Below are 15,276 nucleotides of genomic sequence, written 5' to 3'. Positions count from 1 at the left end.
CGCTAGCCGGACGCGAGGAATGCGGGAGTGTCCCAGTCGGGGCGGATGGCTTTCACCGCGCGCAGTGCCCGGCGAACCTCTGCCGGACCGGCGAGGCTCCATGCCTCAATGTTGTTCAGATCCTGGAGAAGCCGGTTGATGTGTTTGGTCTGTGACTTGGAGAAGGTGGGCACGCCGAGGGCGTCGGCGCAGGCGAGTAGGACGACGCCGTCTTGTGCGTGGCGGATCGGGTTGGGCGATGAGGTGGCGCAGGCCGCGCCTTTGAGCGCGAGCGCACCGGCCAGGGTGGGGATGCGGATGGTCGAGCCGGAAGGCAGGACAAAGCTCTGCGTGTTCTTCAAGGCCGAGTCCGAGGCGGGCACCTGCAACACGGTCCTCCTCCGGAACCGCACAGCCCTTCTCCTGTCCTGGACCATCAGGTCGATCCGGTCGGCTTCGCGGTCGAAACGGTAGCTGGGGGCGTCGGGGTTGACGGGATCGTGCGGCTCGAACCCCAGTTGTTGGATGGCTTTCGCCGCTGCCGAGTAACTGCCGGCGGTCATGACCTCCACGACGATGTCGGCGTCCAGGGTGGGGCGGTTGATTCCGACCCCGGCCAGGGTGGCGTGGGCGTGGACCATCAGCCCGCCGACCAGCATCCAGTGGGCTGGCGGCAGGACGTTGACGATCTCGTCGAGCAGGTTGAACGGGTCAGAGGTCATGTGCGCGCTCGCTGAGTGCCTGTGCTGCGGCGGATGATTCGCGGCTGTCGCCGAGCAGGTAGGTGTCGAGCAGGATGCGGGCGACTCGCCGGTCGGGTCGCCGCTCGACGACGCCGAGGTCCCCTTCTCCGTCGGGGGCGACGAGAGCGCGGGTTTCGAAGTCGTTGAGGTCCTCGACCTCCACGAAGGAAACCCTGCGAGGACCGGCGATATCGAACCCGATGATGTCGCTGGCCGCTGATGGGCCGATCGGGGGGAGTCCTCTCACTGTCTCGAGGGCGCGGTACCTGGCCCAAGTGCCGCCCAGCCCGCCGGCAAGATACGCGAGGTGGTTGGGTGTGGCGGTGCGCAGGACCCGCCGGAGCCGGCTCAGTTCGGAACCGGTGAACTTGGTGGTGGTACCGGTGCTGAGCAGGTCCAGGGCTGCCTGGGTGGCGCGGTGACTCCAGCGTCGACCCCGGGAGCGTGAGCGTTTCCAGGCGATGACGGCGATGTCGTCGAGGACCGGTTCGCGGCCGAATGCATGGCGGGCCTGCAGGGTGCCGTCGCGCAACGCGGCGCGGACCTGATGGGTGGTCACCCCGGCCTCGCCGGCGGCATCTGAGACCGTCACTCGCATACACATATCGTCCCATTCAGGATGATATGTGTCAATCTGCCGGAGCGGAGGGACGCTTCACGTGTCCGCCGGAGGACGGGCCTAACCGGGCCACGGTCCAGCCTGATGCTGTCCCATGAAGTGCAACCTCGAGGATTCGCGCGTCCAGGCGTAGCGTCCGGAAGTCGCCGCGGCGCGGAGTGGCCGTGGCGTCAGCGAGGGGTCTTGATGACCTCGATGGTGCAGCGTGGGCCAGCGGATCTCGAGAGGCGCCCGTCGCCGGTGAGCAGGGGCACTTGGAGTGCTTCGGCGAGGGCAACGTAGGCGGCGTCATAGACCGTGAGGTTGTCGCGCAGTTCCCAACAGCGCAACAGAAGCGAGGTGTGCTCGACGCGCTGGAGTGGCAGATCCTGCAGGTCGTCGAGGGCGAGCCCGACCCGGCGCGGATCCAGGTGCCCGCCGCGGGCCAGGCCGCGCCACACCGACGCCACTTCAAGATCGATCAGTGCGGGCGCGGCGAGTTGTTCGCCGCGCAGCCTGTCTCGCACTGTGTCACCGTCCTGGCCGTCGTCGAGCAGGGCGACGGCCAGGACGCTGGCGTCAATGACGAGCACGATCGGACCGCAACGCGCTCACCGCGTCGGCCAGCGGCAGCGATCCACCGGCACGCCCGCCGGCCCTGGCTAACACCTCGTCCAACGTCGGCTGGGCGGGCCCGCTGGTCGTAGCAGATCAGCCAGTGCTGTCGCAGCTCGGAAAGCTCCCAGAGCAGTTCGGGATGGCGGTGCCACATGGGCGGGATGATCTGCGGCGGCTGCCCGTAGGTGTGCGGGAGCCAGTCCACCCATTCGTTCAGCGCGAGGAGTTCCTGTTCGAGGTCCTCCGGGCTCAGGGCATCCCAGTTGATGGTGCGGGGCATGGTGCCGAGCTGGTTACGCAGGTCCTTGGCATACTCGGCCTGGACCATCCGCTTGACCTGCTGCCGCACCCCGGGCGGCAGGCTCTCCAGATCCGGGGCACCCCCGCCGCCCCGGCGTCTCGCTGCCGCCGGGTTCCTCCGGGCTCGTGCGGTGTCGTGTTCATGACGGTCTCCTCCTCACCGGCACGTCGGACCGAACGGTGCGGGGCGGACAGGCTTCTGGTCGCCCCGCATGGCCCATCCGGTGGTCATCGGGCGACGGCCTCCCGCTCCTGCGCCGGCCCGGCCCGGACCGTGGCAGGTTCGGGGGCGAGCTGTGACTCGCGCTGGGCAAGCACGTCCGCCACCGGGTCGGCGGGCTCCTTCTCGACCGCCTCGGCGTCCGCGGCCCGGGTCTCCTGGCCGGTGCCTTCGCGCGCGGTGGCGTCGACGGCCGGGGTCTCCCGCTCGCACGGTGTGCAGTCGATGCTGAAGCGGGTGATGTTGCCGTTCGGGCCGATCGTGCTGGCCCGGAACTGCTCCCGCTCAACCTGCTCGCCGTCGACGTTCTGCGTGTACGTGCGGACCTGGCCCTGGGCGATGAAGTCGCCCTTCTGGTAGGTCTCGTGCGCCCGTTCTGCCGAGGGTCCGAACATCGTCAGGTCGGTGAAGTACGGCTCGACCTCGTGGAAGTTGCCCTCCTCGTCACGCTCGGCATCTTGGTGAAGGCCGACGCGGGCGCAGAAGCGGGCGTCGCCGTACCGGGTGAAGGTCAGGGTCGGGTCGGATGCGATGAACCTGGACGAGCGGGCTTGGTCGGCATAGGCATACCGAGACGAGCGCAGCGTGCTTGGATCTCATCTGGACGGGACTTCTTCAATCAGTCGGTGGGCGGTTCGGCGGGCTGCTCAGGACTGCGAACCGAGTCTGGGGATGACTTCGACGGTGGCGGCCTTGGGGCCGGCGGCGACCATTGGCGGCAGGTACGGGCTGCCGGCGTACTTCTCGTTGTACGCGGCGTCGATCCTGTCGTTCAGCTGCCGGTCCTCGATCGGGGTGAACTCGACCTCGTGCTGGTGCCCGGCGGCGGTGATCATCCCGGCGCGCTGCGCGATGGCGGACCGGTACCAGCGGCCGTCGGGGCCGTTGTAGGCGCGCACGAACAGCCGTCCGTCGACGACAACCGACCAGATCCAGGTCAGCGTCCCGGTGGTCTTGCCGTCGGCTCGGTACGGGGCGATGTGGAAGTCGTCGGTGACGGCGATCTGCTCGATGACGTCGGTGGGCCAGGTGCTCATTGGGGTGTTCTCCTTCTGTCGGTGTGTTCGGGGCGTTGGACGGGATGTGCGTGGAGGACGCGGCCGCCCGAAGGCGGTGGCCGGGGGCACGCGGCGTCCTCATCGGCGCGACGGCTCCGTGGCCGGCGCAGGAGCAGCGCCGCGCCGCCGGTCAGCACCGCGACGCCTGCCGCAAAGAACGCCAGGGTGCAGACGACCAGCGTGACAAGTCGCTCTGCCTGGTGTCGGCTGGCCGGAAGCAGCCGACGGGTCGGCGGCGCTCGTTCTCGCTGTCGTGCGCGGATGGCTCAGTCCTGGCCCTCGACGATGCTCTTCAGCACGGTCGTCGCGCCCATGCCGTTGGGCCAGCCCGAGTAGAATGCCAGGTGCAGCAGGGCCTCCTTGAGCTCCTCGTCGGTGACGCCGTTTTGCCGGGCGAAGGCGAGATGAAACTGCAGCTGGTCCATCTTGCCGGTCGCCGTGAGCGCGGCGACGGTGATCAGGCTGCGGTCGCGCTTGGGCAGGCCCTCGCGCTCCCACACCTGGTCGAAGAGGACCTCGTCGGTGTAGTGGACCATCCCGGGGGCGAAGTCGCCGAAGGCGTTCTTCCCGCCGGCCCAGCCGGTCGTCTGCTCCTCGTTGCTCATGATCGTTTCCTTTCAATCGTCGATTTGTCGGATGCTGTCTATGACAGCGCGGATGCGCGCCGCGAGGGAGTCTCCAGCGAAGGGTGTACCAGCGGAGACTCCCTCCGGAACACTGATCGAATTACCGTTGAAGGCATGGAGAACAGGAACGAGGCGCGGGAGTTCCTCATGTCCCGCCGCGCGAACATCAGCCCCGAGGACGCCGGGTTGGCCGCCTCCGGGCACCGCCGCGTCGCGGGACTGAGGCGCAGCGAGGTCGCGATGCTCGCCGACGTCAGCCCGGAGTACTACGCCAAGATCGAGCGGGGCAACCTGTTCGGGGTCTCCGACGCGGTCCTCGAGGCGATAGCCCGGGCGCTGCAGCTCGACGACGCCGAGCGCGAGTACCTGTTCGACCTCGCCCGGTCGGCCAACGGCGCGGCCCAGCCCGTGCGCAAACGCCGGCCCAAGAAGTGGGTGGCACGGGACAGCCTGACCCGGGCGCTGGACGTCATCGCCCACGGACCTGCGTTCGTGCGCAACGGCCGGATGGACCTCCTGGCGACGAATGCCCTGGGCCGGGCCTTCTACGACGAGGTCCTCGATGGCCCGGGGAAGGGGAACCTGGCCCGGTTCTGCTTCCTCGACGAGCGGGCGAAGGCGTTCTACCCCGCCTGGGAGATGGCCGCGGACATCACCGTGTCGATCCTGCGCACCGAGGCGGGCCGGGATCCGCGCGACAAGGCGCTGCACGACCTGATCGGGGAGCTGTCCACGTGCTCCGACGCGTTCCGCACGCGGTGGGGCGCGCACAATGTGCGCCGCCACGGCTCGGGCACCAAGAACTTCCACCACCACGAGGTCGGCGACCTCACCCTGACCTACGAGGGGATGGAGCTGACCGCCGAGCCGGGGCTGTCGTTCCTCATCTACACCGCCGAGCCCGGATCGGCCAGCGAGGAGCGGCTGAAGCTGCTGGCCAGCCTCGCCGCCACGCCCCGCGCGGAATCGCCCGTCGACGGGCACCCGACCACCATCGAGGAGAAGTGACCATGCACACCAGAACACTCGGACAAGGCCTTCAGGTCTCCGCGGTCGGGCTCGGCGCGATGGGCATGTCCCAGAGCTACGGTCCCAACCCCGGCCCCCGCGACGATATGATCACGGTGCTGCGCTCAGCTCTCGACGAAGGCGTGACCTTCTTCGACACGGCCGAGGTCTACGGCCCCTACGACAACGAGGAGCTCGTCGGCGAAGCCCTGGAACCGATCCGCGACCAGGTCGTCATCGCCACCAAGTTCGGCTGGGACATACAGAACGGCAAGAGCGTCGGCCTGAACAGCCGCCCCGAGCAGATCCGCCGCGTCGCCGAACAGTCACTGAAACGATTGCGGACCGATGTCATCGACCTGCTCTACCAGCACCGCGTCGACCCCGATGTGCCGATCGAGGACGTCGCCGGTGCCGTGGGCGAGCTTGTCGCCGAGGGCAAGGTCAAGCACTTCGGCCTGTCCGAAGCGTCCGCCTCGACCATCCGCGCGGCTCACGCCGTGCATCCGGTCACCGCGGTGCAGAGCGAGTACTCACTGTGGACCCGCGACCCGGAGTCCGAGGTCCTGCCGACGCTCGCTGAGTTGGGCATCGGGTTCGTGCCGTTCAGCCCGCTGGGCAAGGGCTTCCTCACCGGCACCGTCGACACATCTAGCAGCTTCACCGAGGGTGATGTCCGCTCGACCATCCCGCGGTTCAGCGAGGAGAACCGGGCCGCGAACCAGGCGCTGGTCGACCACGTCCGACTGCTCGCCGAAGCGAAGGATGCGACTCCCGGTCAGGTCGCGCTTGCCTGGCTGCTGGCCCAGCAGCCGTGGATCGTGCCGATCCCCGGCACCCGCCGCACCGAACGCATCCGGGAGAACGCCGCCTCGACCCAGGTGGCCCTGTCCGCCGACGAGAAAGCGGACCTGGACGCCCTCGCCGCCCGGGTAGGCGTGCGCGGCGACCGCTACAACGAGTTCCACCTCGGCCTGGTCGGGCGCTGAACCGCGCACCCGGACCCTGCCCGCGAGATAGAGGAAAGAGAGAGAACGGCATGGAGTACACGCGCCTGGGATCGAGCGGCTTGAAGGTCAGCAGGATCGTGCTGGGGTGCATGAGCTTCGGCGATCCGAACGATCCCCTCGGGTTCCCGTGGACCCTGGACGACGAGGCGTCCGAGCCGCTGCTGCGGCAGGCCCTGGACCTGGGGATCACGTTCTGGGACACCGCCAACGTCTACGGCCACGGCACGTCGGAGAAGATCATCGGCCGGGCGATGCGCAAGCTGTCCTCGCGGGAGGAGATCGTGCTGGCCTCGAAGCTGTTCTTCCCGATGCACGACGGCCCCGGCGGGCGGGGTCTGTCCCGCAAGGCGGTCATGGAGCAGATCGACGGCACCCTGGAGCGACTGGGCACCGACTACGTCGACCTCTACCAGATCCACCGCTTCGACCCCGACACCCCGGTCGAGGAGACCATGGAGGCGCTGCACGACGTGGTCAAGGCGGGCAAGGCCCGCTACCTGGGTGCGTCGTCGATGTCGGCCTGGCAGTTCTCCAAGATGCAGTACACCGCCCGGCTGAACGGGTGGACCGAGTTCGTGTCCATGCAGGACCAGTACAGCCTCCTGCAGCGCGAGGAGGAGCGCGAGATGCTCCCCCTGCTGGCCGACCAGGGCGTCGGGTCGATCCCGTGGAGCCCGCTGGCCAAGGGCCGCCTGGCCCGACCGTTCGGACAGGCCGGCACCACGACCCGCTCTGCCGAGGACCCGGCCGCAGAGCGGTTCTTCGACCAGCACGGCGACCGCGACAAGCCCGTCGTCGACGCCGTCGAAGAGATCGCCACCGAGCGGGGCGTGCCGATGGCGCAGGTCGCCCTCGCCTGGGTGATGCGCAACCCGCAGGTGACCGCGCCCATCGTGGGGGCGACCAAGCCCCACCACCTGGCCGACGCCGCCGCGGCCGCAGACCTGGTACTCACCGACGAGGAAGCCGGACGGCTCGAAGCCGGCTACACCCCGAGGGAACCCACCGGCTACGGGACCCCGTCCGGCGGCTGACCGTACCCGTCTTCCACCCGCACCCGCTAACAGCAAAGGAATCGCATGGAATACGCGCACCTGGGCCGCTCTGGCCTGCTCGTTAGCCGCATCGGCCTCGGGACGATGAACTTCGGCGACGCCACCGACCAGGCAGCGGCGTTCGGGATCATGGACCGGGCCGTCGAGCTCGGTGTGAACCTCTTCGACTCCGCCGACGTCTACGGCGGTCCCCAGCCCCCGGACATGGCCCAGGGATACGGCACCTCGGAGGAGATCATCGGGACCTGGTTGACGAAGTCCGGCCGCCGCGACAGATCGTCCTGGCCACCAGGGCCTACCAGCCGATGGGGCTCGGGCCGAACGACCGCCGGCTGTCGGCCTACCACCTGAAGCGGGCCTGCGAGGCGAGCCTGCGACGGCTGCAGACCGACCACATCGCCCTCTACCAGATGCATCACGTGGACCGGGCCACCCCGGTCGAGGAGAACTGGCAGGCCATGGAGCAGCTGGTCGCCGAGGGCAAGATCACCTACGTCGGCTCCTCCAACTTCGCCGGCTGGGACGTCGCCACGGCACAGCTCACCGCCCAGCACCGAGACTTCCTCGGCCTGGTCTCGGAGCAGAGCATCTACAACCTCGCCAACCGTGCCATCGAGCAGGAGCCATCCCGGCCCTGCAGCACTTCGGCATCGGGCTGATCCCATGGAGCCCCCTCGGAGGCGGCGTGCTCGCCGGCAGGCCGAAGCGCGGCGAGGGCGTGCGCCGCAACGCGATCGGCGATGCGTTCACCGAGCTGTCCGACCAGCTCGACGCCTACGAGGCCTTGTGCTCCCGACTGGGTCGAACGCCTGCCGAGGTCGCGCAGGCATGGCTGCTGCACCAGCCGGTGGTGTCCACGCTCATCGCGGGCTCCCGGACGAAGGAGCAGCTCGAGGCCGCCGTCGACGCGCTCGACATGGACCTAAACGCCGAGACGCTGAAGGAACTGGACCGAATCTGGCCCGGCCCCGGGGTCGCGCCGCAGTCCTACGCGTGGTAACCGACCACCCCAGAACGACCGACCAGAACGAACAGAAGGAGAACACCATGACAGACATCGCGTTCGACCAGGCATTCCCGCTCGGGCCGACCAACGACGCCTACGCCCAGTACTTCATCGGGCAGAGCTACAACGCCCCGGTCGTCGACGGGCCGGTCCCGGTGAGCAACGTGACCTTCGAGCCGGGCTGCCGCAACAACTGGCACATCCACCATGGCACCGACGGCGGCGGAGACCAGGTCTTGCTGTGCACCGCGGGCTCGGGCTGGTACCAGGCCGAGGGCGAGGAAGCGATGAGCATGGAGCCCGGATCCGCGGTCCGGGTGCCCGCCGGGACGAAGCATTGGCATGGGGCGAAGGCCGATTCCTGGTTCTCCCACCTGGCCTTCATCACGCCCGGCGAGAACGTGAGCAACGAATGGCTCGAGTCGGTCACCGACGAGGTGTACGGCCAGCTGCCGAAGAACGGGATTGAAGCATGACCATCCTGGACGAGCCCTACACATTGACGAACGACGTGACCATTCCCAAGCTGGGGCTAGGCACCTGGTTCATCGACGACGTCAAGGCCCTAGAAGCCGTACGCGCCGCCGTCGGGATCGGCTACCGCAACATCGACACCGCCCAGGCCTACGGCAACGAGCGCGCCAGCGGCGACCACGTGCTGCTCCGCTACCTGCAGACAATCGTGGCCTAAATTAGGTGTACTGATCTACCTAATCTACGCTGCCCCCATGAGCGGCAGGAACAGTGGGCAGCGCCGGGGCGCGGCCCGGCAGCGGATCATGGAGGCAGCGGCGGAGCGCTTCTACGCGGACGGCATCGCCGCGACCGGGATCGACACGATCACCGCGGACGCGGGCGTGGCGCGGATGAGCCTCTACAACAACTTCTCGTCCAAGGCGGAGCTGGTCGAGGAGTACCTGTCCGCTCGCCATGAGGAGTGGCTCGGCCTGTACCGGCGTCGCGAGGGGGAGGCGACCACTCCGGCCGAGGGCGTGCTCGCGGTCTTCGAGGCCTACATCGACCACGCCGAGTTGGGATACGCCCACGGCTTCCGCGGATGCGGCCTGCTCAACGCCGCGGCGGAACTGCCCGTCGGATCACCCGGCAGGACCGAGGTCCGCAAGCACAAGGAGCAGGTCGAGGCCATCCTGGCCGAGCACCTGCGCGAGCTGGTCGACGAGGACGCCGCGGCAGCCCTGGCCGAGCACTGCTCGTTCCTCCTGGAGGGAGCGATGTCGCGTGCCGGATTGGAGGGAGGGCCGGATCGGCTCGTCCGCGCGAAGGCGATCGCCGCCGGACTGGTCTCGGCGCGGTGAGGGGCGACCGGCTCGCGGGGCTCGTCGCGATCACGGTCACCTCGCTGCTCTGGGGCACCACCGGCACCGCGGCGACCTTCGCCCCCGAGGTGAGCCCGCTGGCGATCGGAGCGGCCGCGCTGGGGATCGGCGGGCTGCTGCAGGCCCTCATCGCCGTGCCCGCTCTGAGGGCAGAGTGCGCGGCGCTGCGGCCACGGTGGCAGACCGTCCTGATCGGCGGCGGCGCGGTCGCGGTCTACCCGCTGGCGTTCTACAGCTCGATGCACCTCGCCGGCGTCACGATCGGGTCGGTGGTGTCGCTGGCGTCGGCCCCCATCGCCTCGGGCGTCCTGGAGCGGGTCGTCGACGGCCGCCGCCTCAGCCGGTGGTGGCTACTCTCGGCGGGCCTCGGAGTGCTGGGCAGCATCCTGCTGTGCGCCTCGAAGATGGACGCTGCCGGCAGCTCGGTCTGGCAGACCGTGGCCGGCGTCGGGCTCGGCCTCGTCGCCGGGCTGAGCTACGCGGTCTACTCGTGGGCCGCGCATCGACTGATGAGCTCCGGCGTCGGCCGCGCCGCATCCATGGGCTCGGTGTTCGGGCTCGGAGGCCTGCTACTCATGCCCGTCCTCGCCGTCACCGGGGCCACTATCCTGCACGGTCCCGGGAACCTCGCGGTGGCGGCGTACATGGCGCTGATGCCGATGTTCCTCGGCTACGTGCTGTTCGGTTACGGCCTGACGAAGGTGTCGGCGAGCACCGCGACCACGGTGACGCTGACCGAGCCGGCCATCGCCACGGTCCTGGCCGTACTGGTCGTCGGAGAGCGGCTCGACACACTCGGCTGGGTTGGGCTCGCGATCATCGGCGCGGTACTGGTCGTCCTCGCCGTCGCGCCGACTAATGCACGACCGAAGCCGGCCGCCCCGACACTGCCTGGAGACGAGGCTGAGCCTCGTCTCCACAGCGCGAGATGACCATCTTCGACCCGACCTGTTGCGAAGATGCGTGGTCTAGGTGGGCATCTCGTGAGCGAGCCCAGACCCGATTCTTGACGCTCGCCGGAATGGCTCGTCCGAGATCACGAGAGCTGGTGGTGGGGCACCGTCTATTCGCTCTCCTGCACCTGATCGAGCCCGCCGTGTCCACGACCCGAGTGTGAGCCCTGATGTTGATGTGATGCTCGCAGCGCTTCTCCTGGTCACGCGGAAGGGGCCCGTCGCAGCGGCTCACCTCCGACCGGAACACTGGCTCACCACACAGCGGAACACCGGCTCTACCTGAGCGCAATATCCACCCTCGATGGCGAAGGCGATCCGGACTGGCTGCTCGAAGGCATGCAGCTGCTTGATCGGACTCGAGCCGCTCTGTCCCCCCAATATGAGGTCGTGGTCACAGAACCTTGGTGGGGTGAGGAACCGGGCTAAGAGCGGCCGTGTGCGAGTGATACCAAGGTGGTAGCATTTCACCATGGCCATGACGTTGCGATTGGAACCCGAGGACGAGAAGGCCCTTGCTCTCCTCGCAGAAGCCGAGGGTGTGAGCAAGCAGGAAGCGACGGTCCGGGCGATCAGAGAGGCCGCCGCCCGCCACGTCCGCGAGGACAAGGTTCGCCGCCTGTCCGCCGCCGCCCGTGAGCGCTACGCAGATCTGCTCGACCGCCTCGGCCAGTGATCGAATACCTCACGCTGGAGGACGTCCTGACGCTGGTCGCCGACCTCGGCGTGGGGCCGGTTCGCGACATCGGGCTGCTCGATTCGGCTGTCCACAGGCCGCACGTGACGGTGTTCGGCCGCGACGCCTACCCGGACTTGGACACCAAGGCCGCGGTTCTCCTCGAGTCGGTGGTGAGGAACCACGCGCTCGTGGATGGGAACAAGCGGCTGGGGTGGCTTGCCGTGGTCGTGTTCTACGGCCTGAACGACGTCGCGCTGGCCGCACCAGATGACGACGCCTACGACCTGGTGGTCGCGCTCGCGTCGGGAGCCACGGGCTACCAGGACGCCGCCAGCCAACTTGCCAGTTGGCACTGACCACGGTGCAGTCAAGCGCCCATCGACCCACGGGCCAAGTGCAGCCAGACACTCGGTAGAACCCATCAGATCCGGATGATCGGCAAGCCGCTCTCGCCCGCAGCGAGGCTGGGCCTGCCTCTATCTGAGCTGGGCGGTGTTTGATGATGCGCCGTTGGCCTCGGTTCGCGCTCGCCAGCCGCCGTGGGCAGGATGGTGGCAGGGTCGACGTGAACTGGAGGGGGATCGCCCGGACGGCGGAGGCCCTGGGCGGCGAGGGCACGAACTACCTGCTCCTCAAGACGAAGCAGCGGACGGGGCCGTCCTGGACTCCGCCCTGCCCGCTGTCGAGGAGGGTCCGGACAACGGTGGCTGGTTCCTGGGCCCGCAGGGCTGGATGCTGCTCATTGAGGGACTGGACGAGCAAGTCAACCCGTGGATCGTGCAGCTCGCCAACCGCCTGACCGCCGCCGGGATCGAGGGGAGCTTGACCGGGGCCGGGGTCGCGGCACCACCGATGTGGTCGCGCGGCGACTGGGATACCCGCGCCCTGTATGCCAACATCGTCGTCCGTCCGCCGGTGGACGCCCGCGCCCTCGACGTGGGCCTGGGGTGGCTGACCGGTCATGGCGGGCAAGCTCAAGGTCTCCACGGGCTGGGGGTATGCCGGCTTCTGGGTCGGCGCCGAGGCCGCCAGCGCCATCATGATCAAGGACGCCGAGCACCGCGGATCGGCGTTCTCGACCAACTACAACCAGGCGAGGCTGGAAGTCAGCCACCTGAGCGTCAGTGACCGGGGCCTCGAACTCATCCGCGAGGCGGCCGACTGGCGGTGGCGCGACATCGTCGCCGACCTCAGTGACGCCCTGGTCGCGGCCCCACTCGACCGCGTGCCCTACGCGTCGGTCTCACATCAGGGGTTCGGCACCCTCGTCCTCGCCACACCGGGCAGCCAGCCCTATGCCCTGCACGCCTACCGGTACCATCCCGAGCGATCCGACATGTCCGACCGCTCACAGCGCGGCAGATGAGGGCGACTGCACAGGTACCCCGGACAGCATCCCGACATCGAGGCCGCCTGGCACTTGGGGCAGTGGTGAGCCATGCGTTGATGAGGGCGGCCGGGCCTTGCTAATCAGCGTCATGAAGATGGTGATGAGGACCATGATGAAGAAGACGACGATGACAAGGAGCAGAGGGAACACTGGGAGGAGCATCGACGACGAGCGAGCCGTGTTGTGTGCCTCCGGCCTTTCACCGTGGCTTAGATGTGCGAGATGGCTTGGACCAAGGCCTTGTGCCCCCCGTCAAACGCTGCGTGAAAACGTGCCATCTCCGTCGAGATGACGCCGTTCCGCGCCGCGACCTCCCGCCACCTCTCGATTGCGCTCGCCACCTCGCCTAGCACCGACTGCGCTTGTTGGGCGTTTATGTCGAAGACGTCCGCGTAGCGAAGCAGGGCTCCAACCTCGTCGACCCGTGCGCGCGCACCGCCGATACCGGTGACACGCTGGGTTCCCGGGTCTGGATTGGGATTGACGTCAAAAGCCGGTGCCAGGATCCAACCCGCACCTGCACGCAGGAAACCATGGTTGCGCAGGTGGTCGTCAGTGTTGTGGATCGCAATGGAGAACGCTATCCGACGCCAAAGTTCACGGAGGTCCTCCTTTGGTGCGACGGCGTGATCGACCAGCGTCTCCGCAATCTCGGTGTAGTCGTGCACGTCTCCGTCTCGTGCGCCGAGCAGTGTCATGGCGCTGATGTACGGCACGCGCAGCGCGCCTTGGCGGTCGAACCGATCAAGGAGCAGCACGCTGGCCCCGTCGACACGCAGGAGTTTGGTGCGAGGGGTCCGTATTCCGGCGAGCTGGGCGAGGTCAAGAGCAGTCCTTTCCCACGCCATGACGTCCCACTCGTCACCGGGGTGAGGGAACTTCGCAATCAGCAATCGATCGCCGTCGCGCACAGAGGCCTTCGGACGCGCGCCACCCAGAGACCCCGAGCCGGCGTCGAGCAGCACTTTGATCGCTGCGAGGTCGGCGCCTCCATCGCGGGCGACGCTGTCAGCGGCGCGCATCAGACGCGGTAGCTCGACGAGCTTGGGGACCTCCGGGTCGGGGTCCAAGAAGGGTTCGTTCGGTCCCGCTTGAAAACGCAGCGCGCCCTGACGTGTCAGGTCGCTGACACCTATGAGGAACTCGACGTCCGAGAGTCCCACGGCGGGGCGGTTCTCACGGGCGGCGAGCGCGTGCATCCGTTTTGTGATGAGGTTCTTGCCCCATCGATCTGGCGCGCAGTCGGAGAAGGCGCCAGGAAGGCCGGCGCTGACGTGTGCGCCCGCATACAGGCTGAGGGCCGGGTCGATCGGATAGGCACCCCGGCTGGCTAGATAACTGTCGGCGTACCTGAAGGTTGTCGACAACGTGCCTCGGCGCCGGGTGAAATGCGCCGTCCCCGCCAACACCTGCTCACCGTTGACTGTCGTGCTGACGTCGAGCGAGGCTGGGGTCGAGGTCATGGCCGGACCCGCTGTGGGAGGGCTTGATCTGCGCGCGCGCGCCCGAGCTCCGTCTCATAAGGGTCGACTGCCTGAACAAGCAAGTCCAGCACGCCAAGCACTTTTGTGACATTTAGGAAGGCCTCAAGGCCGACGCCCAACTCGCCGGTCTCTACCTTGCGCAGGGTCCCTCGTGAGATCCCAGCCCGCTCTGCGACCTGCGCAGCCGTCAAACCTTGGAGCTTGCGCCAGGCAAGCAGGTGCTCGCCGATGGTCTCTGCAGCGATGCGTGTGCGGGCTGAGGTCGGACGTACCATGAGGCAGCTCCTTAAGGGTCTCGATCATGAGCACTGTATCAGTTAACGGTCAGGATATCGACCTTTATCGGTTGGCACATCAACGACAGCCATCCTCCAGCGGCGTCCGAGTCGCGCCTGCTCTTCGCCCCAAGGCTGAGTCGCCACCCTCCGGGCGCCGCACCGATGTAGAACGATGTTCTGCACGCACGCTCGCGAGGTGGAAGGACCGGGTAGTGAATGGCCCGGTGGACGCCTAACGGGCGCAGGCTGCTATGCGGGGCTTGTTCGTAGCACATCGGTAGCACGACGCGGCCCACTATGCAGTAAACTCCTAGTCAAACGCGTTTGGACAGGGGTTCGAGTCCCTATGCTCCACGGATTTACTCCTTAGCCGAACGCCTTCGTGACCGCAGTTAGGCGCCGGTTGCACCCTGACCTTCCGCGTCCGCCGTGAATTGTTGGCATTGGTTCGAGGGGAGGGGTCGCAGTGGGGATCGCTGGGCCTGATCGTCAACGGCTGCGCGACATATGCCAGCGGTATGGGATCTCCTCGCTGGAGGTGTTCGGGTCAGTTGCGCGTGGCCAGGCTGACGCCGACAGCGATATCGACCTGTTGTACACGCTCGCCCCTGGTGCGCGCCTGGGTTGGGAGATCGAGGACCTGTCGGACGAGTTGGCTGTCGTGTTCAGGCGCAGGGTTGATCTGGTGGCTCGAAGGGCCCTACACCCTGCATTGCGTGAACACGTACTCCTGGAGGCGGAGCCGGTCTATGTCGCGGCGTGAATTGCTGGATCCCACGTCGGGACACGCACCTCACTTAACGCTCAACAACCCGGGCTCCAGTCCGCAGGGGGCCTGAGAGCACGGCTGCTGTGCGGTGCCGAGCCCGCGCGACGTCCTCAACCTGCACGAAAGCCCGTTCGATGCGCGCCCGACAACTAGCATCGCAGTACA

At 67.8% G+C, this 15,276-nt stretch carries 21 protein-coding genes and 1 pseudogene; 13 read left to right on the top strand and 9 right to left on the bottom strand.

What is annotated here, in order from left to right; translation table 11 throughout:
* Positions 1-2: 2 nt before the first annotated feature.
* From ACX1D3_RS02985 to ACX1D3_RS02960, 6 genes are all read right to left on the bottom strand, one after another.
* Positions 3-701, bottom strand: a complete 699-nt coding sequence (locus ACX1D3_RS02985; protein ID WP_458995501.1) for a hypothetical protein — start codon at positions 699-701, stop codon at positions 3-5.
* The gene (locus ACX1D3_RS02980; protein WP_458995500.1) at positions 691-1,314 is read right to left on the bottom strand and encodes a hypothetical protein; all 624 of its coding nucleotides are present in this window, start codon (positions 1,312-1,314) and stop codon (positions 691-693) included. Before ACX1D3_RS02980 ends, ACX1D3_RS02985 begins: the two co-directional genes overlap by 11 nt.
* Before the next feature lie 197 nt (positions 1,315-1,511).
* Entirely contained in the window at positions 1,512-1,913 is a 402-nt protein-coding gene (locus tag ACX1D3_RS02975) for a type II toxin-antitoxin system VapC family toxin (RefSeq protein WP_458995499.1), read from the bottom strand.
* 553 nt (positions 1,914-2,466) lie between these two features.
* Positions 2,467-2,853: a hypothetical protein gene (locus tag ACX1D3_RS02970; protein ID WP_458995498.1), complete on the bottom strand. Its 387-nt coding sequence runs from the start codon at positions 2,851-2,853 to the stop codon at positions 2,467-2,469.
* Between the two features lie 252 nt (positions 2,854-3,105).
* Complete coding sequence (locus ACX1D3_RS02965) at positions 3,106-3,495, bottom strand: DUF2255 family protein (protein ID WP_458995497.1); 390 nt, start codon at positions 3,493-3,495, stop codon at positions 3,106-3,108.
* 287 nt (positions 3,496-3,782) lie between these two features.
* Entirely contained in the window at positions 3,783-4,121 is a 339-nt protein-coding gene (locus ACX1D3_RS02960) for a carboxymuconolactone decarboxylase family protein (RefSeq protein ID WP_458995496.1), read from the bottom strand.
* A gap of 135 nt (positions 4,122-4,256) precedes the next feature.
* Between ACX1D3_RS02960 and ACX1D3_RS02955 the strand changes: the two genes are divergently transcribed.
* From ACX1D3_RS02955 to ACX1D3_RS02900, 12 genes and pseudogenes are all read left to right on the top strand, one after another.
* Complete coding sequence (locus tag ACX1D3_RS02955; RefSeq protein WP_458995495.1) at positions 4,257-5,150, top strand: helix-turn-helix transcriptional regulator; 894 nt, start codon at positions 4,257-4,259, stop codon at positions 5,148-5,150.
* Between the two features lie 2 nt (positions 5,151-5,152).
* Positions 5,153-6,139 carry an aldo/keto reductase gene (locus tag ACX1D3_RS02950; RefSeq protein ID WP_458995494.1) on the top strand — a complete coding sequence of 329 codons (987 nt, stop codon included), beginning with the start codon at positions 5,153-5,155 and terminating at the stop codon, positions 6,137-6,139.
* Positions 6,140-6,189: 50 nt separating this feature from the next.
* Positions 6,190-7,194 carry an aldo/keto reductase gene (locus ACX1D3_RS02945; protein WP_458995493.1) on the top strand — a complete coding sequence of 335 codons (1,005 nt, stop codon included), beginning with the start codon at positions 6,190-6,192 and terminating at the stop codon, positions 7,192-7,194.
* Between the two features lie 45 nt (positions 7,195-7,239).
* A complete protein-coding gene (locus tag ACX1D3_RS02940; RefSeq protein ID WP_458995492.1) occupies positions 7,240-7,566 on the top strand; it encodes an aldo/keto reductase in 327 nt (108 codons plus the stop codon).
* Positions 7,521-8,215 (top strand): annotated as a pseudogene (locus ACX1D3_RS02935) (aldo/keto reductase). The gene ACX1D3_RS02940 and the pseudogene ACX1D3_RS02935 overlap by 46 nt, the downstream one beginning before the upstream one ends.
* A gap of 47 nt (positions 8,216-8,262) precedes the next feature.
* Positions 8,263-8,697: a cupin domain-containing protein gene (locus ACX1D3_RS02930; RefSeq protein ID WP_458995491.1), complete on the top strand. Its 435-nt coding sequence runs from the start codon at positions 8,263-8,265 to the stop codon at positions 8,695-8,697.
* Positions 8,694-8,912, top strand: a complete 219-nt coding sequence (locus ACX1D3_RS02925) for an aldo/keto reductase (protein WP_458995490.1) — start codon at positions 8,694-8,696, stop codon at positions 8,910-8,912. Before ACX1D3_RS02930 ends, ACX1D3_RS02925 begins: the two co-directional genes overlap by 4 nt.
* A gap of 37 nt (positions 8,913-8,949) precedes the next feature.
* Positions 8,950-9,537 (top strand): TetR/AcrR family transcriptional regulator, encoded by a 588-nt coding sequence (locus ACX1D3_RS02920; RefSeq protein ID WP_458995489.1) that lies wholly within the window; start codon positions 8,950-8,952, stop codon positions 9,535-9,537.
* Positions 9,534-10,490 carry a DMT family transporter gene (locus tag ACX1D3_RS02915; RefSeq protein ID WP_458995488.1) on the top strand — a complete coding sequence of 319 codons (957 nt, stop codon included), beginning with the start codon at positions 9,534-9,536 and terminating at the stop codon, positions 10,488-10,490. Before ACX1D3_RS02920 ends, ACX1D3_RS02915 begins: the two co-directional genes overlap by 4 nt.
* Positions 10,491-10,983: 493 nt before the next feature.
* Positions 10,984-11,187 (top strand): CopG family transcriptional regulator, encoded by a 204-nt coding sequence (locus tag ACX1D3_RS02910; protein ID WP_458995487.1) that lies wholly within the window; start codon positions 10,984-10,986, stop codon positions 11,185-11,187.
* Entirely contained in the window at positions 11,184-11,546 is a 363-nt protein-coding gene (locus ACX1D3_RS02905) for a type II toxin-antitoxin system death-on-curing family toxin (RefSeq protein WP_458995486.1), read from the top strand. Before ACX1D3_RS02910 ends, ACX1D3_RS02905 begins: the two co-directional genes overlap by 4 nt.
* Positions 11,547-12,151: 605 nt before the next feature.
* Positions 12,152-12,556, top strand: a complete 405-nt coding sequence (locus ACX1D3_RS02900; protein WP_458995485.1) for a hypothetical protein — start codon at positions 12,152-12,154, stop codon at positions 12,554-12,556.
* Here the strand turns inward: ACX1D3_RS02900 and ACX1D3_RS02895 are convergent.
* The 3 genes from ACX1D3_RS02895 to ACX1D3_RS02885 are packed head-to-tail and all read right to left on the bottom strand — an operon-like array spanning position 12,539 to position 14,339.
* A complete protein-coding gene (locus ACX1D3_RS02895) occupies positions 12,539-12,730 on the bottom strand; it encodes a hypothetical protein (protein ID WP_458995484.1) in 192 nt (63 codons plus the stop codon). The two genes, ACX1D3_RS02900 and ACX1D3_RS02895, sit on opposite strands and share 18 nt — an antisense overlap.
* Before the next feature lie 59 nt (positions 12,731-12,789).
* The gene (locus ACX1D3_RS02890) at positions 12,790-14,043 is read right to left on the bottom strand and encodes a type II toxin-antitoxin system HipA family toxin (protein ID WP_458995483.1); all 1,254 of its coding nucleotides are present in this window, start codon (positions 14,041-14,043) and stop codon (positions 12,790-12,792) included.
* On the bottom strand, positions 14,040-14,339 hold the full coding sequence (locus ACX1D3_RS02885) for a helix-turn-helix domain-containing protein (protein ID WP_458995482.1): 300 nt from the start codon (positions 14,337-14,339) through the stop codon (positions 14,040-14,042). Before ACX1D3_RS02885 ends, ACX1D3_RS02890 begins: the two co-directional genes overlap by 4 nt.
* Positions 14,340-14,808: 469 nt before the next feature.
* Between ACX1D3_RS02885 and ACX1D3_RS02880 the strand changes: the two genes are divergently transcribed.
* On the top strand, positions 14,809-15,105 hold the full coding sequence (locus tag ACX1D3_RS02880; RefSeq protein WP_458995481.1) for a nucleotidyltransferase family protein: 297 nt from the start codon (positions 14,809-14,811) through the stop codon (positions 15,103-15,105).
* Positions 15,106-15,276: the final 171 nt, after the last annotated feature.

The sequence above is a fragment of the Tessaracoccus yangjingae genome (assembly GCF_054483935.1).
This window is presented reverse-complemented; position numbering and strand designations above follow the sequence as displayed.